This is a genomic window from Alphaproteobacteria bacterium (genome assembly GCA_017302575.1).
Classification (GTDB): domain Bacteria; phylum Pseudomonadota; class Alphaproteobacteria; order Rickettsiales; family UBA3002; genus JAFLDD01.
This window is the reverse complement of record JAFLDD010000001.1, coordinates 293,383-319,603: the sequence shown is the minus strand read 5'-3', so window position 1 is coordinate 319,603 and position 26,221 is coordinate 293,383. Positions and strand designations below refer to the sequence as shown.

Here is a 26,221-nt window from a genome sequence, read left to right as displayed (position 1 = left end):
GGGCGATAAATTAATTTGTTTTTATGCGTAAAGCAACCGCCTCGGCTACTTTAATCCCATCCACGCCTGCGCTGAGAATTCCGCCTGCATAGCCTGCGCCTTCGCCTGCGGGATAAAGGCCGCGCGTGTTGATGCTTTGATAGGTTTCATGATCGCGCTTAATGCGTATCGGCGCGCTGGTGCGGGTTTCCACGCCTGTCAAAACCGCGTCCGCCATATCGTAGCCCTTTATCTGGCGGCCAAACACGGGCAGCGCTTCGCGAAATGCCTCCATCACAAAATCGGGCAGGCATTTTGCCAAATCCGTGGGCGTAACGGCGGGTTTATAAGACGGTATCACTTCACCAAGCTTCGTCGAAGCTCGCCCTGCGAGCAAATCACCCACCAATTGCGCGGGCGCGTTGTAATTACTGCCACCGGCGACAAACGCCGCCGACTCCCACTTGCGCTGGAAGTCGATACCCGCGAGGGGGTGGTCGGGGTAGTCCACCTCCGGCGTAATGCCCACCACGAGGCCGGAGTTTGCATTGCGCTCATTGCGTGAATACTGGCTCATGCCGTTGGTCACTACGCGCCCCTCCTCACTCGTCGCCGCGACCACGGTTCCGCCAGGGCACATGCAAAAACTATACACATCGCGGCCATTTTTGGCGTGGTGCACCAGCTTATAATCCGCCGCACCCAATATCGGGTTGCCCTTGCACGCACCATAGCGCGCTTCATCAATAATACTTTGCGGGTGCTCAATCCGCACGCCGATGCTGAAAGGCTTCGCCTCGACATACACACCGCGATCATACAGCATCTGGAACGTGTCGCGCGAGCTATGGCCAATCGCCAGCACTACATGGTTTGCAGCAATACGTTCACCATTCTCTAGAATCACCGCCTGCACTTGGCGCTGCGCATCTATCTCGATATCCGTGACTTTGCTCTGCCAGCGATATTCGCCGCCCAGTTCCTCAATCGTTGCGCGCATATTCTCGACCATTTTCACCAAACGGAACGTGCCGATATGCGGGTGCGCTTCGTACAGAATATCTTCGGGCGCTTCGGCCTTGACGAACTCATGCAACACTTTGCGCCCCAAATAGCGCGGGTCTTTGATTTGGCTGTAGAGCTTGCCGTCGCTGAAGGTGCCTGCCCCGCCCTCGCCGAACTGCACGTTGGATTCAGTGGTGAGCACCGATTTGCGCCACAGCCCCCATGTGTCCTTCGTGCGCTCGCGCACGACTTTGCCGCGCTCCAATATAATCGGCTTGAAACCCATTTGCGCCAATATCAGCGCGGCGAATAATCCGCATGGCCCCGCGCCAATCACAATCGGGCGCAGCTTCAGATTTTCGGGCGCTTTGGTGACATGGCGATATTCCATGTCGGGCGTGGGTTTTACGTTCTGGTCTTTGGCGAACTTTTTGAGCAGCGCGGCTTCGTTCTTCACTTCGCAATCGAGCGTGTAGACGAGCAAAATATTCGGCTTCTTGCGCGCGTCATTGCCGCGCTTGAACATGGTGAAGGAAAGCAAATCCGATTTCGCAATACCCAGCTTCGCCAGAATGGCTTTTTCAATAGCCTCGGGCGGGTGGTCGAGCGGCAGCTTTATCTCGGTCAGACGAATCATGCCTGTTTATAGTGGCAATCTTTTGGCAGAATCAATGTTCTTCACGCGGGCGACGCGAAATCCATGGTGCGTGTGCTAAGTCTGGCACTTTACTTATTGTTCCAGCTTACGTAACATCACCAAAGAAAGTAGGTGCTTCATGATTCAACTCGACAGCCACGCCTTCAAAGGTTTTGACGAATCCCTCCATAAGCTGGTGGACTTGTTATCCAACATGTCGAAGCAGGTGGAATCACTGATTACACTATTGCCCGCAGGCCTTGAAGCCGCCGATAGCCGCGCACATGCGGAAGCAAAGAATATCGATAAGCTGATTAATGACGCTGAAATCAACACCGACAAAGCGGTGGCTGAGATTGTCGGCAAGTTTAATCTCGTAGGTGAAGAATTGCGCTTCGTACTTGGCTCCGTAAAAGCCGCAGGTGCATTGGAACGCCTCGCTGATCGCATGAAAAATTGTAGCAAGCGCCTCGCGAAGATTCCTCACCCGATGGACGATGAGATCAAGCATATCCTCAGCAAAAGCATCAGCTCACTTAAAGCGATGATTCCATTAAGCCTGCAGCAGCTTTTTGATTACAAGCCTGAGGTCAGCAAAGAGCTGCTCAATCTAGGTGCTGAAGTGCAGCGCGCCTATCGCCATACCTTGCTGCGCCTGAACGCGCTTAAGCTTACCGCAGAGGATACGCACCATATTCTGCTGGTCGCGAAAAACCTTGACCAAGCCTCCGATATGGCGATTGAGATCATGAAAATCGGCCACTATGTGAATCTCGGCACGAAGTACGAGAAAGCTTCGTAAAATCAGAGCGTTCTAGAAAATCCTTGTCACTCGCGGGCATTCTGGTAATCAGCGCACTTCAATGGTGCGGACAGGTGACCGAGTGGTTGAAGGTACCAGTCTCGAAAACTGGCATAGGGGCAACTCTATCGAGGGTTCGAATCCCTCTCTGTCCGCCATTCATTAGAAGCGTCATCAGCACACCTCGCACAAGGCGGCTTTCATGCAATCATCGCGCTCTTTCAAACTGATTCTTGCACTTTTTGTAGTGATGCTGGGTGGGTTCTTGCTTCACCAAAAATACAATGCACAGCGCGATGACGCGACCAGTCTATGGTTTCAGCAGCCAGAATCTCAGCAGGCAACCAATCTTGCTAGCACGCCAGTCAAAGAATGGCGCGTAACCGTTGAAAACACCCCGCACCCTGATGAACCTCGCGGCACGATGTTCGAATGGAAGAGCAAGGACGGCGCGCTGAAGTGCGCTGCAGGGTTTGTGTACAGCATTGGCAGCCATGCGTTCTCTAACCAGAATCAGTTGGAATTCTGGTGCCGTGATGCCAAACTCAAACCACTTACATTCACTGCACTCGCTCGCCCTAAATCTGATTTTCCACAAAGCTATATCGGCAATATTAACGGTGAACTTTATGATTACACCACCTATCGCGTGTATGATTTTGATTGGAATGTCTGGCGCGAAATCAGCGACCGTGATTGGGCAGATCTAGGCGGCGCATTGCCTGACATCTTCCAATACACCAATGATACGCCAGTGGTGATTACCACGGATTACAAACACTGTGCAGGCGTATCACTATTCTCGCCAAAGGGCTATCTAGGCACCGTTGATACTGGCAGTAACATTAATAGCGTTTTTATCTGGCGCGGCGCCGTGTATCTTAACGCTAATCGCCAAGTGTGGCGCGCTACGCTACCACAGCAAGTACAAGTAGGTGATGGCACATGCCAAAAGCTGGATTACGAAGTGGTAAGCGACCACTCTGATTGGATTTATACATTTTTCCCATTTGCCGATTCGCTCTATTACGGCGGATCGTTGGATTTCAGCGCCGATGTTAGCGATAAAAACTGCGCACAACTCTATCGCTGGGATGATACGCAGGGCCGTTTTGTTGGTAATAGCATCGCGCATCTAGATGGATCATGCGGCAACCACAATATCACGGAAATTTACAGCTTTACGCCTGCCAACCAGAAAGCGTGGGTCGGTAATTTCCCACACGCAGGAATCGTGGAGCTTAACGAGGCAAATGCCACGCTAACCAATATCGCCGCCCCCACCAAAGACGATTACGGCTTCAAACAAGGGCAGAACTTCTACCGCGAATCACAAACCGTAAGCTCAAGTTACGGCCAGTTATTCATAGGCATGTTCCCGTGGGCAGAGTTTTATCAAATCAATCCAAAGACTGGCGAGGAGCTCATTCAACGCCTCATCGCTCACCCTAAAAAAGAACCTATTGAATCGCCTTATAATAAAGACGGCATCACAGAAGGTAGTGAAACCGATCACACGCATTGGGGCCAACGCATCACGCGTATTGCTGTACTGAATGGTAAGCTATGCGCAGGAACAGGCAATAAACGTGGCAAGCGTTACAGTGCCGCCGACTTCCCCAATCTTGATGAGAAAGATACGCTGGATTACGGCAAAGTATTCTGTGCGAATTTACCGAACCACACCATGGCCGCGCACCAGATTGCGCCCAAGGCAGAGCTACGCTTTGTCATCAGCGACAAGGAAATGCTCATCCTCGCGGATGGTGTGGTGATCGCACGCAGCCCGCATTCATTGTCAGCCGCAGAAGTAGCGAAACTCGCTGATGATGGCCAGCAAACATGGGGCAAGGGTGATTACGGCACGGCACAGGGCGAATTGAAGTTTTGATTGCCTGAACCTAGTGCGCCACCTACATTGACGCGATGATAGCAACGCCCGCCCAGATTCTTTTCATCGCCCCTACCCGTATCGGCGACGCAGTGCTGGCAACGTCACTGCTTGAACATATCCGCACCACCAATCCCAATGCGCAAGTCACCATTATTGCTAGCCCATTTTCGGCACCGCTCTTTAGTGGATACCCCAATCTAGAGGCTTTGCACATTATCGATAAGCAATCCTTCAGCCGACACTGGCTACGCATCTGGAAAATTGCGATTACCAAACAATGGGCTGAAGTGTGGGATATGCGGGGCTCAACACTTGCTTATCTGTGCGCTGCGCGTAAACGCCACATATTCAAATCATCCCCACAGCCGATGCCCAAGCACGAGCAATATCGCGTACAATTAGGTCTATCATCACTAGCTTACCCAACACTCTGGCCGCAAGCAGCCGATAATAGCAAAGCCGAACAACTCATCGGCAGCCATGATAAGATCATCGCGCTTGCGCCGTGCGCAAATTGGATTCCGAAGGAATGGCCTATCGCACATTTTATCGAGCTAAGCAGACGCTTGTTCAGTGAGTTATTCAAAGGCTATCGCCCACTCATAGTGTGCGCAGCCCATGAACGCGAACGCGCCTTACCTTTGCTCAATGCTTTGAAAGATTTTCACCCCATCGACGCCACAACGGGTGATTTGCCATTGCTTGCGGTATATGCCGCATTCTGCAAAGCACATGGCTTTATTGGCAATGACTCGGGGCTCATGCACATGGCGGCTGCTGCATCTATTCCAACACTGGGCTTGTTTGGTCCGACGGATGATGTCACCTACCAACCATGCGGCAGCAAGGTGGCCTATGTTGTTGCACCAGAGCGCGACTTGAAGAAGCTTCAACCCAAAATAGCATTAGAGAAATTTGTTACACTTGTAAGTAGAGAAGAGTCGCACTAAGCATGAGTCATGCGCCTTCTCTTTCTATTGAGCACCGCACTTGCTTTGATTGCCAACCAAGCGTGGGCTTTGCCAAAATCTATCAGCATCGTGGCCGATGCGTGGTGTCCCTATAACTGCGACGCTGAAGGGGATAAAAAAGGCTATGTTGTCGACATCGCCAAAGCGATTTTCGAACCCGAAGGCATCAGCGTTCATTACGAAATAATGCCATGGACACGGGCGATTCGCCTCACCCGCAACGGCACCCACACCGCAGTGATTGCCGCCACAACGAACGAGGCCAAAAAATTTGTATTTCCTCAAGAAATAATTGGCATATCAGACTATCGTTTTTATACGCTCGCAGATCACAAATGGCGATTTAATGGCGATATGCAATCCATACACCCCATATCTCTCGGTGTCGTGGACGGTTATAGCTATGACATTAGAATGGACGCATTCATCAGCAAACATAGGAATCACAGAGAGCATATCCAAGTAGTTGGCGGTAGCAACGCCAGCAAACAGAACATCAAAAAATTAATCGCCAAGCGGATTGAAGTTATGCTCGAAGACCCTAATGTTCTAGCCTACAAAATGAACGAGATGGGTGTCACAACATCATTGCGTGATGCTGGTGCACTAGATACAACCATCGAGCAGGATGAATTATTGTACTTGGCATTTTCACCAAAACACCCAGATGCAAAATCACTTGCCACTCTTTTCGACAAAGGCTTGCGCAAATTGCGTAAAACGGGAAAACTCAATAGCATCTTAGAACGTTACGGAATAAAAGACTGGAAATAACATGCCTATATTTCCGAATTTTCAGCTTAAAACCCGCATCGCGCTTGTCAGCGCGCTTGGCATCGTCTTGGTGGCAGCAAGCTTACTGTTTTATACTGAGCAAAATACAGAAAAGCAGATGATTCAAGCCGCGCGCGCACGTGCGGAGTTAATTACCGAAACAAACGCTAACGCGCTCAGCATTCCCATGTGGGATTTCGACCAAGACCACATTACAAGCGTAATGAGCAACATGGCGCGCGATCTGGATTTTCAATATGGCCGCATCATCAGTGAAAGTGGTGAGTTGGTTATTGAAATGGGCGTTCGCGTGGAAGCAAGCCCAGACATCATTCAAGCTGATGCACCGATTGTTTACCAGCATGCCAACAAAAAGCATGAATTAGGTATTTTAACCATTCAAATGAATACCTACCAATATGCGCAAAGCATACGTGAACATCTTGTCGTTACGGCAACCGTCTATTCACTGGTAGTGCTTGGCATTTCTATTTTGATTTATCGCCTGCTTTCTCACGCACTAAGCCCTCTTTCATCACTCTCACGGGTGATGCACGACTATTCACAAGGCAATCGCGCCACAGAGCTAAGAGTGGGCAATGCTACGCCTGAGATTCAGGCACTGGTCGAAACGTTCGATGAAATGCGTCACAAGGTGGATAATTACCAAACACACCTTGAACACGAGGTCGAAGTCCGTACACGTGAACTAGAAAGCGCACGCCAAGCGGCAGAGGCAGGAAGCCGCGCAAAATCAGCGTTCCTCGCAACCATGGGACATGAAATCCGCACGCCACTTAATGGTATTATCGGCATGGCTGATTTGCTATCACGGCGCAACTTGGGTGAAAAAGAAAACCAATTCGTCAAAGTAATTTTGCGAAGCGGGCAGACACTGCTGCTGATGATCAATGAAATTCTTGATTTCTCCAAAGCAGAAGTTGGCAAGCTAGTGATGAATATCGGCTCGGTAAACCTGAACGAGATCGCCCAAGACAGCGTAGCGCTTATGCAACCATTAGCGGAAGAGAAAAACCTAAAACTCACCACCGATATTCGTGATGATGTAGTCGCATCAGGTGATGCCCAATACGTGAAGCAAACTTTGCTGAACCTTGTTAATAACGCCATCAAGTTCACCAAGGAAGGCAGCGTTACCATTCGCTTGGAGTATCGTGATGACAAAGCAATTGTCAGTATTATCGATACGGGGATTGGTATCAGCCCTGAGGATCAGAATCGTTTGTTTCAGGCCTTCTCACAAGTCGATGATGGTAGCGACAGACGCTATGAAGGAACAGGGCTAGGTCTCGCCATATGCCGCCGCTTCATCGAGCAGATGGGCGGCAGCATAGGCGTGGAAAGTGAAGCAGGAAGAGGTTCACGCTTTTGGTTCGCGCTTCCTACGCACTCGGTTTGTCCCATCCCCCATCGAGCGAATAGCTAGAACCTTCACCGTGAATTGCACGATCAAGCCCCTCACCCTCCGCCATTTCATCAACGCGAATCGCTGCGAATAACCCTACCACTTTGACGATAACGACTGTCGCCACCATGGAGAACAGCGCCACCACGAATACGCCATGCAGATTGGCATTGAATAATGTTGGGTCACCTGAAATCAGGAAGCCTTCATTAGCAATGGATGGGTTCACCGCTTTACTAGCGTAAAGCCCTGTCATCACCGCGCCGACAACACCACCGATCCCATGCGATGCGAATACGTCCAGCGCGTCGTCGAGATGGGTGATTTTGTTAAGGGCTTGAATGCTAAGGTTGCTGATAATTGCCGCCACGCCACCAATGACGAACGAAGCAGAAATATCAACATATCCAGCCGCAGGCGTGATGGCCACCAACCCTACCACCAAACCGATCGACGAGCTCACCGCTGAAGGCTTGCCATGGAAAATCCAGTCCATCGCCATCCACGTAATAAACGCAGCAGCCGCACCAATAAAGGTGTTGATGAACGCATAGGAAGCAAGCGCCCCTGAAGTAATCGCCGAACCAGCATTGAAGCCGAACCAGCCGAACCATAGCAACGCTGCACCCAGCATGATCATTGGTACATTATGAGGTGGTGCTGGGTCATGCGCCGTTGAGCGTTTACCAAACAGCAACGCCGCAACCAAACCCGAGAAACCCGCCGTAATATGAACGACCAAGCCACCCGCAAAGTCCAGCGCGCCTTTTGCACCTAGCCAGCCTGAAGGCCCCCATACCCAGTGCGCCACTGGCACATAAACCACCAAGCTCCAGATCGCCATGATGAAGATCCAAGCCTTGAAGTTAACACGCTCAGCGAATGCACCCGTAATAAGCGCGGGCGTGATGATTGCAAACATCATCTGGAATGCAACGAAGGCTAATATTGGCACGCCCGTTTCACCATAAAACTGCGTGTCGAGGCCTTTGAGCATGACGAAGTCATAGCCACCAATGTAAGGCGTACCCTCACCAAACGCGAGGCTGTACCCAACAATTACCCAGAGAAGGCCTACAATCGCGAGCGCTACATAGTTTTGCAGCAAGGTTGAAACGACGTTTTTCTTGCTGACCATGCCGCCATAGAAAAAGGCAAGGCCTGGCGTCATCAGCATGACGAGCGCCGCGCATATCAGCAACCATGTTGTATTACCTGTATCCGCAACGGGCGAAGCCAGTGCGGAAGACGAAAAGCCAGCAGCACATAATGCGACAGGCAGGAGACGCTTAATCATAACTTCCTCGTGTTGATATTGTTGATGGTTTTATTTGCCCTGCAACACGAATACTTCATGCAGTTGTAATGCACTGCAACATGCGGTCAAGAAAAATTCTTAAATTGTGGATGCGAATGGTTTTCTTATTGCACATTCATCAGCCACTGCTTCTATGGGTACATGGAAAAAATTGGCGCCAAACTGCTCGACGCATTGAGTGCATGGGTCATGAACATCGCGGATGTGATTCACCACGCTAGCGATGTCGAAAAAATAAGCGCCGTACTACTACCCATTATCGCCATATTGGCCTCCGAATGGCTCAACGCCCGTATTGACCGCATCTCCCGTAAAAGCTGGGTCACACGCATTATCGATTTTAGCGGGCCACTCCTTGCTCCCATATTGGCCATTCTCTTCACAGCATCATTGGTGTTTTCGTTCGTCATCACCGAGGAATCCCACCAGCTTCTCAATTTCTTATTCAAATTAGCGATTGCATGGCTGGCTATCCGCGCGGTGGTGCTCATGTCATCACGCAAAGCGGCGGGCTGGATGATTGCACTGGTTGTCATGCCGATTACGATGTTACAGCTCTTTGGCTTGTGGAAGCCTGTAACCACCGCGCTCAAGGAAATTGATTTCGCGATTGGGGATTTCAAATTTACCGCATTCACCATCCTTCAATCACTATTGGCTATCATCATCTTGTTCTGGATTGCTGGTTTCATCGTCAGTGCCGTTGATAATCGCCTGAAGCGCATTCGTGGCATTCATGTCAGCAACAAAGCGCTGATGAGCAAGTTATTCCAGATTTTTGTCTATTTCGTGGTGTTCATCATCATCATGCAAATTTTGGGCATTAGCCTTACCGCACTCAGCGTATTCGGCGGCGCACTCGGTGTCGGTCTCGGATTTGGTTTGCAAAAAATCGCCAGCAATTTCATTAGTGGTATTATCCTGCTTTTTGAAAAATCGTCCCAAGTGGGCGACGTTATCGAGCTCGCGGACGGCACCGTAGGCACCATTTTACAAACCAGCGCGCGCTATACCCTGCTCGAAACGGTAGATGGTCGTGAAGTGCTGATACCGAATGAAGACTTCATCACGCAGCGCATGGTGAATTGGACCTACAGCAACAAACGCGCACGTGCTGAAATTAAAATCTCCGTTGATTATAAGACAGATTTGGAATTGGCTAAGAACCTAGTGCTTGCGGCTGCCCGCGCCCATCCCAAATGCCTAAGCGACCCTGCGCCCGCATGCTTCTGTACAGACTTTGGTGATAGCGGCATCCTCATGGTACTTTATTTCTGGATCGACGATATTAGCGATGGCAGGCTTGGGCCGCGCAGTGACATCATCATGGCTATTCACAAAGCGTTTAAAGAGAATGACATCATCATCCCCTTTCCACATCAAGTGCACATTGATGGAGGTAAAGGCTAATGTCGATTGTAACCCCACATCAGCGCAAAGACCCCGACTTTCATGATGGCGACCCCGAGATCGTATTTGCCTATGCATTGAACGGTAAAGGTGGCGTCACCGAACTATCGCAAGAGGACGCTCGAAACGGCAACCTCACTGAAAGCTATTGGATCCATTTGCACGGCGACCACCCCAACACATGGGAGTGGATGGAAAAGCATAGCGCCATTGACCCGCAAGCCATGGAAGCATTGATGGCAGCCGAAACCCGCCCACGCATGACAGAGTATGACGAGGGCGCGGTGGTCATTCTGCGCGGCGTAAACCTAAACGCCAACGAAGAACCAGAGGACATGGTGTCCGTTCGCGTTTATGTCGATAAGCGCCGTATCATCAGCGTGCGTAAACGTAAATTGAAAGCCGTTCACGAGGTGCGCGTGGCGTATGAGCGTGGACAAGGCCCCAAAAATACAGGCGAGTTCATCGCTCAACTGGCGGACGGTTTATGTACCCACATGGAACCAACACTGAATTTGCTGAACGACCAGATTGATTGCGCGGAAGAATTGGTTCTCACCAAGCCAGATGCGCGGCTGCGCAATGAAATCGTCGATATTCGCAAGCAGGCGATTATTTTTCATCGCTACCTCGCTCCACAACGTGACGCGCTGGCCCGCATGAAGTTATCAGAGCAAAAATGGCTGCACATTGCGGATAAGCGGCTGCTGCAAGAATGTTATGACCGCATGACGCGTTACGTCGAGGATTTGGACGCCGTACGTGACCGTGCCCAAATCGTACACGATGAGCTTGTTTTCTCGCTCAATGATAAACTCAATAAGAACACATTTTTGCTTTCAACTATCTCCGCCATTTTCCTCCCACTCACCTTCTTTACGGGGTTGTTGGGCATGAACGTTAAGGGCATTCCGATTGCCGATAATCCCATGGCCTTCTGGTACTTCGTTGCATTCATTTGCATCTGCACTGGCATACAAATCATCTTCTTTAAAATCTCGCGGTGGTGGTGATGAAACAACTGCATATTGGTGATTTCCAATTTTACCCAGGCGAACGTAAGCAAATTTTGCTAACCGCCGCTAAGCTGTATGACTTCACCGACATGAAAATCCCTGTCGCTGTCGTTCGCGGCAACGAGGACGGGCCAACGCTTTTCATATCTGCCGCCATTCATGGTGACGAAATTAATGGCGTCGATATCGTACGCCGCCTGCTGCGCCACAAAGCACTCAAGCAGCTACGCGGTACGCTCATTACTATTCCGATCGTCAACGTATTTGGCTTCAACGACAAGTCGCGTTACCTGCCCGACCGCCGCGATCTAAACCGCTCATTCCCTGGTGAAGAGCATGGTTCGCTGGCATCACAGATCGCCTATATCTTCCGCACCGAGATTGTCGAAAAATGTACGCACGGCATTGATTTACATACGGGTGCGATTCATCGTCGCAACTTGCCACAAATTCGCGCCGACCTTACCAACCCGCAAAATTTGATTCTTGCAAAAGCTTTCGGCACACCAGTCATGCTTAATGCCAGCCCACGCGACGGCTCACTTCGCGAGATGGTGCGCGAAAAGCAAATCCCCATGCTGCTCTATGAAGCAGGGACTGCTCTACGCTTTGATGCAAAGGCAGCTAAAACAGGTGTTGAAGGTATTCTGAACGTCATGCGCACCATTGGTATGTTGCCCGAAGCACCACTGTCACAACCCCAAGAAGTATTCATTGCCAAATCGAGCCATTGGGTGCGTGCACCCATCAGTGGTATTTTCCTAGCGCGCAAAAAGTTAGGTGAGCATGTAAAGCGCGGCGATGTGCTGGGCATCATCACCAACCCATTTGGCGATCATGAGCATCTCATTACTTCGCCGTATGAAGGCATCATCATCGGTAATTCGTTGCTTCCGCTAGCAAACGAGGGCGATGCACTCTTCCACATTGCTGTGTTTGAGCAAGACGCCAGTGAAGTGCACGAGGAACTTTACCCCTACATTGATCCAGAACTGCAATAGTTGCCGCGCGGCAAATTGCTTTACCGTTTCTGGCTGGTTTAGGTGTGAATTTGAGAAGAGCCCATCTATTGAGTCTAAGCCATTGTATTATATAATTTTGACTCATTACGAGTAGGCATTATTTGCCTATATTGAGAATAAATTACCCATTATAGGCATTTTTTGCCTATATAATCACTAAATCCAACCTTTCCCAAGCGCTTGAAACATAAGCAAATCCGCTTTTGGCACGGTCTATGCATATTCTTTAGGCATAAAGCACGCAGGAAGCGCGCTAACCAAAGGGAGAGCAACAATGACCAAGCAACAGAGAGAAGTACATGCAACGATTCAGTCGATGGCGGAGGAACAAGTACTGTTCCTGAAAAACCGTTACAAGATGGATCCAGACGAAATCATCTCACTCTATACGGGTGAGCGCCAAAACAACGCGACTTACGGTGATGCGATTCGTTCTATCATGCTTTTCAACTTACAGAACGCACGTAAGCACGGCTTCATCGCGTCGTAATCGAATTTTTCTCTCGCACGCTCGGCAAGCGCCACGAGAGATACGAGTTTCTAGTACACCATCCTCAACTGGGGGCCCGTTAAACGGCCCCCTTTCTTTTGTAAAACAAATCCGTTAGTAAGCGCCTAAAGGGAGATCTTATGGCCAAACATTTAAATGCTAGTCGCGTTCGCGATTCACGCCTTGTTGTCATCATCGCTTTAGCAATCATATTATTCACAAAACCCTATATCGCCGACGAAAGCGAGGCGCACGAGCTATTGGAATATATTGGCTATTTTATGGTGGCCATCTGCGTTATTGGACGCGTCTATTGTACTGCATTTTTGGGCGGGCATAAGAATGCGTCACTCATCACCTACGGCCCCTTCTCGGTCTGCCGCAATCCGCTTTATGCTTTTTCATTCTTGGGGGCGACAGGCATCGCCTTCATCAGCAATCATCCTATTCTGATTGTTACCATCCCTACGGTCATTTTGATCGTATATATTTCTCTCATTAAGCGCGAAGAAGCCTTCCTAAAGCAAGAGTTCGGGACAGCATTTGATGCTTACTGTGCACGCGTACCGCGCTTAATACCCAAACTCTCTCTCTATGAAGTGCCGGAAACCATCCCTATGAATCCACGCTTCTTGCTACGCGCCATTCAAGACGGAATCTGGTGGTTCGCAGCCTTCCCGCTCATTGAATTCATTGAATATCTGCATGAAACAGGCAGGCTTTTGGCGGTTTTTTAAAGAATAATTAACCTCCTTTTGTCATTCTACTATGGCAAAGGAGCGCCCCGTGACCTTCGATTGGAGAAACCACATCACCATCAGCGATGAGTCAGAATGGCTTTCTGCTGGCTATTCTGCTGCTGAATATAGACAAGTCATAGGCCAACTAAACTCACTCTCAAGACGCGCAGACTTCCGAGAGTTGGTAGTAGATGCCGCAACAGCAAGCGGCGGAAGATTTACCCTTCTGCCTTCCGATTCTAGCGATAGAGTTTCCAGTGCTGATCAAACAACAAACCGCATTTATATTGGCCGAGAAAGCTTTGATCATAGAAGTCACTATTACAGCGCAGAAACTGGTCGCTTCGAGCCATTAACCTTAGAAAATATTATTGTGCACGAAATAGGCCATTTAACAGCCTTTAACAGATCGCTAACAACTGGAGAAGCAAGAGAAGCAAACGCTATGTCAATTACCAACAGCGTTTTACCTCAAGCGCCAGAGGGATTTCATCATGACACGGGAATGGAATTCGATAGTGTCGGCATGATATTGCCAGAAAATTATGATTTGGATGGAGTAGGCACTTTGCTATTGATTCCGCTTTTGAATTACATAGTCGCCCATGATACCAACCCTGGCGGAGACCTAAGAGACCCTACGGATATTAGTCGAAATTTTGAAATTGGGGCCATAGTGAACGATGGCAGTACATTAACAGGCGGCGCGATTGATTCGAATGACCTTATCAATGCGCTAACAACATTACCACCAGAGCTTTATGAAGCCCTTAGAGAACATAGGGTTGTCCATTATACATCAGAATCAGGTGCGCGAGGAACCATCGACTTACGCTCGCGCAACCTAGCTACGCTGAATAGAGAAATTATCGAACTCGGTACAGTTATTGATAGCGAAGAAGACGAATCATGGCACGTAGCACCAAGAGGCCCAATCATCGCGCGCTCAAACAGTGATGAGATAGAACGCTAAAGAATCGTTGGATTTGGCGCGTCACCATAAACCTTTTTAGGATCGAACATCTTCTTGTCCTCGCGGAATTCGAGCGTGTGCGCTTTATCACCCAATGGCACTGCACGATAGAAGCAGCTACGGTAACCCACGTGGCAGCTCGCATCGCCGGGGATATCCACCGCGATCCACACCGCGTCTTGGTCGTCATCGATACGCATTTCGGTAATCTTCTGCACGAGGCCAGACGTTGCGCCCTTATGCCATAGCACTTTGCGGGAACGGCTGTAATAATGCGCCTCGCCTGTTTCAATCGTTTTGCGCAGTGCTTCTTCATTCATATAGCCGAGCATCAATACCTCGCCCGTCTTGGCGCTGGTGGTAACGCAGGCAATCAAACCATTCTCATCAAATTTAGGAGCAAGCTCATTGCCCTCTTCGACTTGTTCAATCGTTACGCGTTTCTCAAACATAATTTCCTCTAGAATGGGCTGAATTCTTTTGCTTTTTCGTATGTAGTCTTTTCTGGTTCTGGCAAAATGCGCATCGGCATACGCTCATTATAAACACAGACGATATCAGGACCACGACGCAAGGTGAAGCGCGGCGCCACTTGCTCAACGACAATGTAATTACCGCGCGTACGGAAGTTGATAAGTGCCTCATTACCCGTTGGATCCACCAAGAAGAAGGCAGGCACTTCCGTATTCATGTCGCGGAACTCAAAATACGTAAATTCGCCGTCATCAAAAATACGAATGGGCGAAATATATTCGGAACCACGCAGCGTGTAGTTGAAATTGAATTTCTCTGGTTGGCGCTCAATATCTGGCATTGGTTCGAACTGTGTGAAATCGACTGCCCCCTGATCATTCTGCGGATAAATGAATCGCAGCACAAAGGTCAAATTCTCATCACGAATTGAATCCGTCTCCGCCGCGTGCAACTCAAATAGGTACGAACGCTTATCCGTAATCACCGTCATGTTAGTGAGGGCGTTTTGCTCGATCGGCTTCAGGAACAGGCGATTGCCAGATGGATTCAACATCCACGCCAGCGAGTCACCCACCGAAACAGTCAGCACTTTCTCGTCCTGCTCAAACTCAATCGCAGACTGATATCCGTAATGGCCAATGAATTGGTAAACCTCGTTCGGGCTGTAGCGGACCGTACGGATACGACTATCCGTTGCAAGCGGACGCGGCTCTTGCGCAGCCTGCACCACTGAAGGTGCTGCCAGAAGCGTAACTAACACTAGGTTAGCGATTGCGAACAACTGAGTACGAAACAACATTGAATGCAGGATCCACAATTTTAAGTCGTGATTTGCCGGTCGATGGATTGACCACCTCCGTCAGTGAAACTTTGGTATAATAGAAGCTAAGGGTTGCTGTCCATGCTGTTCGCGATCCACCCGTCACATTTTTGAAATCGGTGACAAATTGTACGGTCGCAATAGGCGGCTGGACTTTGTTATTGATGCTTACACCCGTTATCTCCACCGTACGCTCACCGACCGCCCCTAAGCGCACAGCGTAACTATCGGGATTTTCGGGGCCTTGCGTTTCAAGAAAATACTGCAACGTCGCCGGATCGCTATGCGCTTCTACAAATGCGAGGTTCTTTGCATAATCTGCTGCCCGATAACGCTCACGCATATAGACATAACTCGCGGCATAAAATTGTTTCAGCGATACGTTGGTCGATTTTCCTTGTGCTCGCAGAGGAGAAATAGATGTTTTGGTTTCGTCCATACGCTGGTTAGTGATGATGATGCGATCACGAGCCACAATCGGCAACAAGTCCATAAAACCAAGTGCACCAAATAGCAGCACTAGCGCAGCGAACCCAGACATTAGCAGGAACACACCGCGCTCAGCAATTGGGGATATATAGAGCGCAGAGTACCATTCACGCGCATCGCGATAATACTCGCCGCTAGCTATTTTCTGCGCGACATCTTGCTGCTCTGCTGGTTCCACACGACTCCTTATGCAATCAAGCCCATCCGACTATGCTATGAACCAATTGTCAATTCACGCCTATTTATCCACAAACATCCTGTTTTTAAGCATTTTTATTGCAGTTTTGATATTTTAGGCGCATCGTAACACCCCTAATTTATTGCATGCATTTAGCGAAAAGTTGTGTTAAATTGTTAAGATTATAGCTCTAAAATTTCGCTAATAAAAGTAAACAAGAGCCTGAGGTGATGGTGCCAGTAACGCCTAGAAACAGCTCTCTGAACCGCCAATATATTGGTTTGCGCCTTGCTGCGCTCGCAGCAGTTTCGCTATTATACAGCTCAGTTGCAACCGCGCAGTCCACAGCAGGAACAAGTCCTGACCCTTCATCGTCGTCCTCTTCATCGTCGTCGTCCTCTTCATCATCATCTTCTTCCTCATCGGGAGGAAACAATGGTCTGCCTCAAATTAGGATCCCCACAATCAGGGATCCTGGGGTCTCTGGGCAAGTCAGAGATGTACTCTCTACTGTCCAAGGATTGCCTCAAACAATTCGAGCGGGCGGTGAAAGAATCAATGTACGCTCTATTGCTAATAACGCAGTTAGGGGAGCAATACGTGACTCTGTTGGTTCACTGAACAACCCCACTGTGAGTGGCGGATCAGGCGGTGGATTAGGCGGCTTATTAGGTGGCGCAGGCGGCTTGTTGGGTGGCAGTAGTAGTGGTGGCGGTGGTAGTGGTGGCGGTAGTGAACCTCCAGGCGCAGCAGGCCCAACTGCAAATCACCTGTGTCAGAATGTCAAAACCTGCGATGGCGCAGTAACAGGCTCCAGCTACGACGGCGACGGTTGTGATGTGCGCTACCGTAACGTCGATCTAAAATACGAAGCAGGCGCATGCGAAAAGAAAATCGCCGAAGATGGCGGGCGATGCAGTGGCGCGTCCTGCGACGAAATGAATTTACGCTCCATCGAGGGCAGACCAGCATTTGAGGATGAGCCACTACCACATATTACGACCCCACGCGCATCCTTTATGACGAACTATTCGCCCTTTCTTTTCTACAATCATGGGCTCAAGAATTTGGATGATAATCAGAAGCTAATACTGGGCGACCTGTATCGCGGGGCAAATAATAGTACCTACACAAACTACAGCCTCATCAAACCACAAACCGATACCCCACCCGCAAGGGGCGTTGATGCCAGTAACCAGAGGTTCGCCGCTTGCGTAGATCAAATTCGTGTGCCGCAGGAACCTGACGAAGGCACTTCCCCCGAAGAATGGGCACGCATCATGCGCCTGAAGGTAGATAATTGCGCAAACCAATTCATTCTTAATGGCGCATTGATAGTCAACTATAAGCAAGACCAAGGCCGCCTAGCCTATACGGGTGAAAACCCAAATAATCGCGCTGAGAAGCACAGCATCCATTCATTATGCCAACCACTTAAAATCAAAACCTCGTTCGAGGATAATGATTACCATGCTAGCGAATACATTTTGGGTGCGTGGAAGAAGCTGCTTTATGACCCCAATTTCCGGATAAACTCTAGGGCACGCGGCGAGCCACGCTTACCACAAGGTGTAACATTAGAAAATGCCGTTGCACCCCCTGCTCAGATTCCCGATGTTCGACTCAGCATGCTGGCCAATACGCCTTATGAGGAGATTATCGACCCCTCACACCCCTTCTCGCCACGCTGGGACTATGAAACCAATGACCGCGCAAAATTTGCAGCATCACCTAGCCCTGTATTCTGCGCTGGAGATAAAGAAGATAAAATTATCCCCGTCGATATCTTGCGCTTCCGTGACGAAGCTACGAATTTTACTGAGAACATGCAAAAGCGCATTGATTTCAATAAAAACTGCTTAGCGAACTCTGGCTTACAAAAAGACCCGTGCTGCGTGCCTGTTATCTTACCGCCACCTGCCGTTTCACTCTGTATTCCCATGCCATGCTCAATATGCTACGCGGCACTCACAGCAGAAATGCCAGCTTGCGGCACGAACTATAAAACCACGCTTGATCGCCACCCGTTGATCCCGCCAATGATTCCGCTCAATCCAGCTAGAGCGGCCATGCAGATGATTCAAAATCTCCAATCAAGCATGCAAAACCTCGACCTCAACAATCTTCCAGATAGCCTACAAGATTTGGATCCTGAGCAACTAAAAGGTGTCATCGACGCAAACAGAGACCTCATCTCTACGTTTGCACCTGACTTCCCAATCGACCAAATGACGGGCCTGCTTGAAGCGGGTGCAAACCTCAGCAGCAGGCTGCCAAACCTCATGCAAGGCGGTATGAACCTTGATCTAAACGCAGCGTTCATGAATGCACAAGGCAGCATCATGGAGGCCATGAAAGACTTTAATCCCGAGCAAATTGGCCAATTCATGCAAGGCCAGATTGGTATGTTACAGAACTTCACTGCTGGTGATCTGAACCGCTATGCTAGCGCCCTTAACATCCCAACAGGATTACTATCACAACTTCCCTCAGACTTAACCGTTGCTGGTGCGGGCAATATGCTTCGTGAAGGCGCCAACATGATGGGTAGTTTCAACCCCTCAGCCGCAGGACAAAACATTTCAAGCGCTCTCGCCAATGCGCGCAGTTCCATTGCCAACTTCCCTGATAGCCAACTTTTTAACAGTATCAGTGGCAGCGCCAGCATGAATATTCCAGGCATCGGCAATATCTCTGGTAGCACAACAGTGGGTGAAGTTCGCCAATTCTTAGCTGCGCAAAGCGCTGCATCCCCTGATGCTACGGTAGGTGCCATAACTAGCCAACTTGGAAGGGCTCAGGATTCTCTCGCAGGCTTGGCAGATAGCACGTTGGTGAATAACCTAAGCATCGGCGCACGCGCCAACATACCGGGTATCGGCAGTATTGGCGGCAACACCACGGTCGGTGAACTTCGCCAGCTACTCAGCGCACAGCAAAATGGCTTGGGACAAATCAACCCTCAAGAATTGATGCGTGATATCGGCCCCGCCGTTCAGCAACAATTCGTCAACATCGCACAAAATATACCTGGCGTTGCCCAAGCAGCCGAGGCTGCGAGATTCTTGCAAAGCCAAGCAGCAAACCTTGGCCAAATTTCACAGCAGTTTGGCAATATCAATATGCAAACCTTGTCTGCTAACTTGAGCACGCAGTGGGGTTCGATTAGCGCCTCGGTGCGCAACTTTAATCCTCAGCAAATCGGCACGATGATGCAAGGATTCGGCAATAGCATACAAGGTATGGCGGGTCGCGGCATGGCATCGATTCAACAAGCGATGCAAGGTAATTACCAAAACCTCATGTCTGCCGCAGGATCAATTGGTGGAGCAGCCGCAACGGCGGGCCAAGTTGCCGCAGCGCTAGGCATTCAGTCCGAGGCGTTGAACCAAGCAATACAAATTGGCGGCACGGTCCAAAGCGCTGCTAATGCGATTAGCACAGTGAATAGTGCAATGAATGCAGCGAGCGGCGCCGCATCCGCCGCCGGAACCATGACATTACCAGAAGCAATGATGTGGTTGTGGCCACCACGCGCCATTGCGGCGTGCGATCCGATGGAGCCTAGAATCAATACCTCCACAGTCGCTTCTATGTGCGAAAAATTGCGTGCGCCAGTAACCCCACTCAACAAGCTCAAATTACGTTACTATGACCCTGCACATCAGGAAGAAAGCGAGCTTCCTTCTGGCGTGCCAGAGGGTCTGACCTTCGCTGAATATTTTGGTGGCAACATGCCTTATATGCGACTGCATGATACTGGCCGCCCTATTCAGACTTCGACAGACACCAAACAAGACCCGATGGACGATAAGGGACAGTATGCAGCTATCGTTGGTGTTGGTCGCGAAGCGATTGCGGGTGATGCTGAGTTTAAAGACCAGCGCTGCCTACTTGGTGGTTGGGGCGAACCAGCGTCGTTTGGCGGCACTGGTATCAGTCGATTACCCGACCCTGTCACCAGTTGGACAGAGCTGAAGCTTTACCAAATGCGCTCCATTCGCGACAAACAGGTGTATTGCATTGGCCGTCATGAAAAACTCTTCAAGCCGACGGGTACTGAAGAAATTCTGCTCTATTTAGCAGGTGGCCAGAACGATACTTTCGTAGGAGCAACAGCTTCACCACTAACATGGCGCGGCTATATATATGACCTTGAAGAAAGCCGTCGTTTCCCGAATTTCCCAGATCAAGAACCAGAGCGCATTGCAGGGCTTGATGAAGCGCAAGTGAAAGACATTGTGATTCTACCAGTGAATGGCGGCGAAGATGATGACGGTCTGCGCGGTTTGCCTCGCCTTGGTATTGTCGAAGAAGTAAACACCAATGACGATAACTGGTACATCAAAGTTAAAATGGCGGACGATGGCGACGCACCCGATACCTGCGGTACGACTGATGCATCAGGTAACCCGCCCGTATCACGCTATTTCTACAAACCTGGCCATCACGATGCTCTGGACGAATCGCTCTATGAAGAAATCGGTTCAGACATGGATTGCGCCGATCAAAACCTTAAACGCTGCGTCATGGCGGACTGGGACGATATAGAACTTTATCGTGCACGTGACCATCTGCGCATCAGTTCGGGAAGCTAGGGGCACATATGAAACTAACTGGCCGTATATTCGTGATGTCGCTGATTGCGCTATTACCCGTCACTTCCTATGCATTTGATTGTGGTTCTATCGGCTCCATGAATCGTGCGCAGCGCACGAGACTAATGCAAGAGCAACCAGAACAAGTGGAGCGCTGTCGTCTATTTTCTGATCCTGCGCCTGAGCTTCTTCCAAGAGGCCGTCGCATGCCAGACGCGCCAGGCACCAGTGGTAACCTCATTCAAGGTCGTCGTGCACCCGAAGAAACACCAGATACGACTGGTGCAGCACCTTCTGTAAGTAATGGTGCATGGCAACGTTCTTTAAGTTTACCACCATGGCAAGGCTTTCCCTGCCAGCTTCCTGGCGGAATTAGCGTGTGTGGTGGCGGCAGTGGCGGTGGGAGCGGTGGTGCTTCCGGCGGCGGCGCATCGGGTGGTGGTGCGTCAAGTGGCGGTGCTGTAGGTGGCGCTGGTTGCCCCGTACGTGACGATACTACAGGTGTATTTGGTCAAAAAATTCCTGTCCAAGGCACTAGCACACAAGCACTCACATGCGGCGGAACGGTATCACTTGGCACGACACAATACAGCATCGTACCAGGTGCGAATCGCGTAGCGATTATTGACGCTGGTCAATATAGCATGAATCTTTACGCACTGCGCGATGTAGCCGTACCAAATGAAAACGGCACTACCAGCACGGTGCGCCGCTTCGAGCTTGAAGCCACCCAACCACTCCCTACCCAATTATGTATGCCTGCTGGTGCTGCAGGCGCAATGCAGAAATCAGTCGATTTGCGCGCACCTATGGCACAAATCTTTGCCTACACGAGCAGCACACCGCGCCTCGTCGTTAGACTAACACCTGACTCGAACAATCCAGCGTTTGATCCCTTTGCGCCTATACCAACTGCACCCCCCGAGAAATTCTTAATCGTGCCATTGGTCAATGGCATGCCTCAAGATCTCGTGACGAATTGCGCGAAAGAGACCGATCATTACATCGCTAACCCGCCCGCTACTGCGGATATCGATATCTTTCCAGTTGCCATTCAGAACTGTGACGTGAACACGCTCTATCCGAGACATGCAAGCTGCCCTAACAAGATGCTCGCCGTGGTGACAGACGATCCACAACTCGTGCATGAGCCAGCAGTGACGGCAACCTTTATGCCAATCAGTGACAAACCATACAGCATGGCCTTCACTACCAAAGACAGTATGCTGATGATGCAAAATCAGTCTGTCATACGCATTGGTGCGTCGGGCTTGAAATTTACACTGCCAAATGGCGGCGTATTGCCACTCAAAGACGGAACCTTCCTGCGTATGGGTAATGGCGCAGAAATCAACGGCACCAGTCGCAGCGTATTGCTCAAAGGTGGTGGCAAAATTGAAGATGCCGCAGGTACTGAAAAATCAGCATTCAATGCCAATACAACCGTTACGCCGAATGCAGACTTACCGTACTATATTCGCGTCGAGAAACGCGTGACGCTACCTGAAGGCCTGATGGTTCCAACCAAAGCGAATGGTTCGATCCGTTTACCCGTTGATCAATAATCAGCGCGTTTGAAGGTAAGCTTCTGCTGCGTCACGTCCTGCAATGTCACCAACATTCAGCCATGTTCCATCGAACGCGACAGCCTTAATGCGCTGATGCCAACCATCTGCACCTTCACAACGTTTCCATAGCATGTTGAGCGAGAACGGGCCTTGAGGGCAATCCACAAATACACGCGGATGAATAATTTCGACACCTGTAAAAATATAAGGCGCATCTTCACCCGCTTGCGGACGACGAATCTGCCCTGCCGCGTTCATGATAAAATCACCATTACCACTCCAGCCAATCGCCGTTGCTTTAGGCTGCAACAGCATGACGTAATCAGTCGTATCATCCCAAACATCGAGCATGTGCTGAATTGGGTGAGTCAATCCGTTGCGATAAATATTATCACTATTCATCACAAGGAATGGCGCATCACCCATAATGGGCAAGGCCTTCAGAATCCCGCCTCCCGTCTCAAGTGGCACTGGCTCTTCGCGCGAAATGTGAATCTCAGGGCTGCTGCGCCTGTCTAAATACCGCTCGATCTGCTCCGCCAAATAGGAAGTATTCACCACAACATGGCGAATGCCACCTTGCTCTAACCAATCTAAACACCAATCAATCAACGGTTTTCCTGCCACGGGTATAAGTGGCTTAGGCATGGTGAGTGACAATGGGCGCATACGCGTACCCAAGCCTGCGGCAAGAATCATCGCGTGATTTATTTTCATGCCCACCCACCAATCTCTGGATTGGCCTTAAATGCACCGCGCCATTCGGACGCGACATAAGTATCAACAAATTGACGAATGGGTGTAAGTGTTGGGTGGGAAATATCATGCATGAAATGCCCCCACACGCGCGGCAAATAATCAAGATAATGCGGCTTGCCATCTCGCACGCAAAGCCGCGTGAAAATACCGATAATCTTAGCATTACGCTGCGCACCCAGCACTGCATAGCGCGTTGCAAACGCTGTTTTATCAACGCCAGACTGCGTAACAAAATGATCATAACAAACACGCACTGTATCGGGCGAAACATCGCGCCGCGCGTCTTCGAGCAGCGAGACTAAATCGTAGGCGGCATCCCCCAGCAGCGCATCCTGATAGTCAAGCATCCCCACACGAGCATGCGACTGTCGCTCAGGTAGCCACAATAAATTATCCGCATGGTAATCACGATGCACCACCACCGATTGCTCAAGACCCGAATTCACAATGATAGGCAGCCACAATGACAGCCACTCTTCGCGCAACGCCTTAGCGCGCTCCAATCCATGAATTTGCGGCAGAAACCATTCAGCAAATAAGCCCAATTCGCGCAAATACACGGCCACATCATAAGGCGGTAAGGCAGGGTGCGGAGTACGCTGAATGGTAAGGAGCGCATCAATCGCACCACGATATAGTTCGTGTTCTTGCGATGGGTTGGTTTTGAGAAGCTTGGTAAAAATACCATCCCCCAAATCTTCGAGTAGCAGAAATCCCTCATTCTCATCGGCGGCTAGAATTTCAGGAACCGACGCACCAGAAGCTTGCAAAAGCTTGGTAACATGCATGAACGGTGAGACATTTTCCCATGGTGGCGGCGCATCCATCAACACCATAACGTGGCCCGCATGGGTAACACGCTCATAACGACGAAACGAAGCATCCCCCGCCAGCATCGCGCGGGTGGCGCCCTCATAACCATGCTCGATTAAAAACCGATCTATTTCTTCGCTACGATCCGGACGTCTCATGCAAGCTGCTCCATGTGCCAGAAGCATCGCCTGTTGCTGTGACAGTCGCAAGTCTCCCCTCACCTTGGCCTGTCAGTTTCAGCGTGATGGTGACATGCTGCGGCGGCAAGGCATCACCCAAACGCTCAGGCCACTCGATTAGGCTGATCCCATGCTCAAACGCCTCATCCATCCCCAATTCTGCAAGCTCCGAAGGGTGCTCAACACGATATAAATCATAGTGCCAAAGCTCACACTCACCATCCGCCAGCATAACGGGGTAGGTCTGCAATAACGTGAAGGTTGGGCTGGTGACCTCCACCGGCTGCTGCGACAATGCGCGAATAATTCCCTGCGCAAGCGTGGTTTTTCCAGCGCCCAAATCCCCTTTTAGCAGCAACACATCGGTGCGTTTAAGCTTCTTGGCAATCCGCACTGCGAATTGTTGCGTTGCTTGCAGACTATCAAGCGCAGTTGGCACTAGTCGCGCTCCTCAATCCACGCCATTTGAATGGCTTCCAAAATTTTTTCGTTGCAGCCATTAGGGTCGTCCTTGAAGTTTGGCAACGCAGTGACCCACGCACGCAGATCCGTAAAGCGCAGGTTAATGTTATCGGCGTCGGGGTGCGCTTCTTCCAGCTCGATTGCAATTTCGTTTACATCTGTCCAACGCATGATTATATTCCTTCCCACTGAATTAACACGTTATTAACAGTTTCGCGATAAAGATGAAACGGTTTCGATAAACAAGGAAGAACTTATGCCCGTTAGTAAACAAATGCCCATCCTCATCGTTGATGACTATAAAACCATGCTACGCATCGTCCGTGGCTTGCTGAACCAGATCGGCTTTAGCAATATCGATGAAGCAACCGATGGCACCATGGCTCACACCATGATTCAGCAAAAGCAATATGGCCTAATCATCTCGGATTGGAACATGGAGCCTATGTCGGGCTATGAATTACTCAAAAAAGTCCGCACCGATAAAAAAACCAAAGCACTCCCCTTCATCATGGTCACTGCCGAAAGCAAGACTGAGAACGTAATCGCGGCGAAGCAAGCGGGCGTTAGCAACTATATCGTGAAGCCATTCAACGCAGAAACACTCAAAGGAAAGATGGAAGCGGTTTTTGGCCCATTCTAATACACAATAATAATACCAATAAATATTGCAGGAGAGGTTATGCCAGACACCATTAAGGCAGAAGTTGTTGAGAAGGAATTACGCAAACTTGCGGAGTTCATCGTCGCTGCGCGCCGTGAACTACTTTCCATCAATGCCGAAAAAGGCGAAAACAAAGAAAAGAATCTCGCCCTTGCTTCCATGGAATTGAGCGAAGTTGTGCGCCATACCGAAGAGGCTACCAACAAAATCATGGACGAAACCGACGCCATTCAAAAGCTTTGCGCGGTTTTTACCGAGCAGGACGTTGCCAAGGCAATATCAACTCACGCCTTCACCATTCTTGAAACCTGCAGCTTCCAAGACATTACTGGCCAACGCATCAAGAAAGTGATGCGCACACTCGAAGAAATCGAGATTCGTGTTGGTAAAATGGTGGCGCTATTTGGCGGTGATTTGCCAGAAGGCATGTATATTGAATCCATCAAAACTGGCCGCGAGCGCCCAGATGAACATTTGATGGAAGGCCCGCAAATGGCTGGAAAAGCCAAGTCCCAAGCTGAAGTGGATAAGCTGTTTAACGAGTCGTAGGCGTACCAACCCCTCACTAAAAACCGACGCTTCATACCCAAAAAAGCTAGTATTTATTGCTCTGCGTAGCGCCGAAGCTGCGCGAGCCGCGAAGCGGCGGAGGGAGTCACGAGGGAACGAAGCGTTCCCTCGCACTTAAAACTAGCTGCGGATAAGTCGGAATTCCGCTTGCAACCTGTTGGTTTTACACGATGATTGAGCATGGAAAATT

24 protein-coding genes and 1 tRNA gene are annotated in these 26,221 nt (G+C 50.0%); 16 read left to right on the top strand and 9 right to left on the bottom strand.

Features of this window, described 5'->3' with window-relative positions:
- Positions 1–10: 10 nt before the first annotated feature.
- Positions 11–1,621 carry an NAD(P)/FAD-dependent oxidoreductase gene (locus J0M34_01640; GenBank protein MBN8542948.1) on the bottom strand — a complete coding sequence of 537 codons (1,611 nt, stop codon included), beginning with the start codon at positions 1,619–1,621 and terminating at the stop codon, positions 11–13.
- A gap of 139 nt (positions 1,622–1,760) precedes the next feature.
- On the opposite strand from J0M34_01640, the gene J0M34_01635 reads away from it, so the two are divergent.
- The 6 genes from J0M34_01635 (at position 1,761) to J0M34_01610 (ending at position 7,509) form a co-directional block, all read left to right on the top strand.
- The gene (locus J0M34_01635) at positions 1,761–2,423 is read left to right on the top strand and encodes a phosphate uptake regulator PhoU (GenBank protein ID MBN8542947.1); all 663 of its coding nucleotides are present in this window, start codon (positions 1,761–1,763) and stop codon (positions 2,421–2,423) included.
- A gap of 68 nt (positions 2,424–2,491) precedes the next feature.
- Positions 2,492–2,581 (top strand) — tRNA-Ser (locus J0M34_01630).
- A gap of 44 nt (positions 2,582–2,625) precedes the next feature.
- On the top strand, positions 2,626–4,314 hold the full coding sequence (locus tag J0M34_01625; protein MBN8542946.1) for a hypothetical protein: 1,689 nt from the start codon (positions 2,626–2,628) through the stop codon (positions 4,312–4,314).
- A 35-nt stretch (positions 4,315–4,349) separates the two neighbouring features.
- Positions 4,350–5,267, top strand: coding sequence for a glycosyltransferase family 9 protein (locus J0M34_01620; protein MBN8542945.1), 918 nt, complete (start codon positions 4,350–4,352; stop codon positions 5,265–5,267).
- 9 nt (positions 5,268–5,276) lie between these two features.
- Complete coding sequence (locus J0M34_01615; protein ID MBN8542944.1) at positions 5,277–6,062, top strand: transporter substrate-binding domain-containing protein; 786 nt, start codon at positions 5,277–5,279, stop codon at positions 6,060–6,062.
- 1 nt (position 6,063) lies between these two features.
- Positions 6,064–7,509 (top strand): hypothetical protein, encoded by a 1,446-nt coding sequence (locus J0M34_01610; GenBank protein ID MBN8542943.1) that lies wholly within the window; start codon positions 6,064–6,066, stop codon positions 7,507–7,509.
- Here J0M34_01610 and J0M34_01605 read toward each other — a convergent pair.
- Entirely contained in the window at positions 7,466–8,785 is a 1,320-nt protein-coding gene (locus J0M34_01605; protein MBN8542942.1) for an ammonium transporter, read from the bottom strand. The two genes, J0M34_01610 and J0M34_01605, sit on opposite strands and share 44 nt — an antisense overlap.
- Before the next feature lie 162 nt (positions 8,786–8,947).
- On the opposite strand from J0M34_01605, the gene J0M34_01600 reads away from it, so the two are divergent.
- The 6 genes from J0M34_01600 (at position 8,948) to J0M34_01575 (ending at position 14,457) form a co-directional block, all read left to right on the top strand.
- Positions 8,948–10,216, top strand: coding sequence for a mechanosensitive ion channel (locus tag J0M34_01600; protein MBN8542941.1), 1,269 nt, complete (start codon positions 8,948–8,950; stop codon positions 10,214–10,216).
- Positions 10,216–11,229, top strand: coding sequence for a zinc transporter ZntB (locus J0M34_01595; protein MBN8542940.1), 1,014 nt, complete (start codon positions 10,216–10,218; stop codon positions 11,227–11,229). Before J0M34_01600 ends, J0M34_01595 begins: the two co-directional genes overlap by 1 nt.
- Entirely contained in the window at positions 11,229–12,233 is a 1,005-nt protein-coding gene (locus J0M34_01590; GenBank protein ID MBN8542939.1) for a succinylglutamate desuccinylase/aspartoacylase family protein, read from the top strand. Before J0M34_01595 ends, J0M34_01590 begins: the two co-directional genes overlap by 1 nt.
- A gap of 295 nt (positions 12,234–12,528) precedes the next feature.
- On the top strand, positions 12,529–12,744 hold the full coding sequence (locus J0M34_01585) for a hypothetical protein (GenBank protein MBN8542938.1): 216 nt from the start codon (positions 12,529–12,531) through the stop codon (positions 12,742–12,744).
- 140 nt (positions 12,745–12,884) lie between these two features.
- Positions 12,885–13,481: an isoprenylcysteine carboxylmethyltransferase family protein gene (locus tag J0M34_01580; protein ID MBN8542937.1), complete on the top strand. Its 597-nt coding sequence runs from the start codon at positions 12,885–12,887 to the stop codon at positions 13,479–13,481.
- Positions 13,482–13,530: 49 nt separating this feature from the next.
- Positions 13,531–14,457, top strand: coding sequence for a hypothetical protein (locus J0M34_01575; GenBank protein MBN8542936.1), 927 nt, complete (start codon positions 13,531–13,533; stop codon positions 14,455–14,457).
- On the opposite strand, the gene hisI is transcribed toward J0M34_01575, so the two are convergent.
- From hisI to J0M34_01560, 3 genes are read right to left on the bottom strand one after another with little or no spacing between them, the layout of a single operon-like run.
- Positions 14,454–14,909, bottom strand: coding sequence for a phosphoribosyl-AMP cyclohydrolase (gene hisI, locus J0M34_01570; GenBank protein ID MBN8542935.1), 456 nt, complete (start codon positions 14,907–14,909; stop codon positions 14,454–14,456). The two genes, J0M34_01575 and hisI, sit on opposite strands and share 4 nt — an antisense overlap.
- A gap of 8 nt (positions 14,910–14,917) precedes the next feature.
- Positions 14,918–15,691 carry a P-type conjugative transfer protein VirB9 gene (gene virB9 / locus J0M34_01565; protein MBN8542934.1) on the bottom strand — a complete coding sequence of 258 codons (774 nt, stop codon included), beginning with the start codon at positions 15,689–15,691 and terminating at the stop codon, positions 14,918–14,920.
- A 4-nt stretch (positions 15,692–15,695) separates the two neighbouring features.
- The gene (locus J0M34_01560; protein ID MBN8542933.1) at positions 15,696–16,418 is read right to left on the bottom strand and encodes a type IV secretion system protein; all 723 of its coding nucleotides are present in this window, start codon (positions 16,416–16,418) and stop codon (positions 15,696–15,698) included.
- 632 nt (positions 16,419–17,050) lie between these two features.
- Between J0M34_01560 and J0M34_01555 the strand changes: the two genes are divergently transcribed.
- Both J0M34_01555 and J0M34_01550 read left to right on the top strand, forming a co-directional pair.
- The gene (locus J0M34_01555; GenBank protein MBN8542932.1) at positions 17,051–21,016 is read left to right on the top strand and encodes a hypothetical protein; all 3,966 of its coding nucleotides are present in this window, start codon (positions 17,051–17,053) and stop codon (positions 21,014–21,016) included.
- An 8-nt stretch (positions 21,017–21,024) separates the two neighbouring features.
- Positions 21,025–22,581 carry a hypothetical protein gene (locus tag J0M34_01550; GenBank protein ID MBN8542931.1) on the top strand — a complete coding sequence of 519 codons (1,557 nt, stop codon included), beginning with the start codon at positions 21,025–21,027 and terminating at the stop codon, positions 22,579–22,581.
- Here the strand turns inward: J0M34_01550 and J0M34_01545 are convergent, their stop codons facing one another.
- Genes J0M34_01545 through iscX form a run of 4 tightly spaced genes read right to left on the bottom strand, consistent with a single transcriptional unit; the run spans position 22,582 to position 24,968 of the window.
- Positions 22,582–23,301, bottom strand: a complete 720-nt coding sequence (locus J0M34_01545; GenBank protein ID MBN8542930.1) for a nucleotidyltransferase family protein — start codon at positions 23,299–23,301, stop codon at positions 22,582–22,584.
- A complete protein-coding gene (locus J0M34_01540; GenBank protein MBN8542929.1) occupies positions 23,298–24,314 on the bottom strand; it encodes a phosphotransferase in 1,017 nt (338 codons plus the stop codon). Before J0M34_01540 ends, J0M34_01545 begins: the two co-directional genes overlap by 4 nt.
- On the bottom strand, positions 24,295–24,774 hold the full coding sequence (gene tsaE, locus J0M34_01535; protein MBN8542928.1) for a tRNA (adenosine(37)-N6)-threonylcarbamoyltransferase complex ATPase subunit type 1 TsaE: 480 nt from the start codon (positions 24,772–24,774) through the stop codon (positions 24,295–24,297). Before tsaE ends, J0M34_01540 begins: the two co-directional genes overlap by 20 nt.
- Positions 24,774–24,968 carry a Fe-S cluster assembly protein IscX gene (gene iscX / locus J0M34_01530; protein ID MBN8542927.1) on the bottom strand — a complete coding sequence of 65 codons (195 nt, stop codon included), beginning with the start codon at positions 24,966–24,968 and terminating at the stop codon, positions 24,774–24,776. The genes tsaE and iscX overlap by 1 nt, the downstream gene beginning before the upstream one ends.
- A gap of 85 nt (positions 24,969–25,053) precedes the next feature.
- Between iscX and J0M34_01525 the strand changes: the two genes are divergently transcribed.
- Complete coding sequence (locus J0M34_01525; protein ID MBN8542926.1) at positions 25,054–25,440, top strand: response regulator; 387 nt, start codon at positions 25,054–25,056, stop codon at positions 25,438–25,440.
- Between the two features lie 39 nt (positions 25,441–25,479).
- On the top strand, positions 25,480–26,010 hold the full coding sequence (locus J0M34_01520) for a protein phosphatase CheZ (protein MBN8542925.1): 531 nt from the start codon (positions 25,480–25,482) through the stop codon (positions 26,008–26,010).
- Positions 26,011–26,221: the final 211 nt, after the last annotated feature.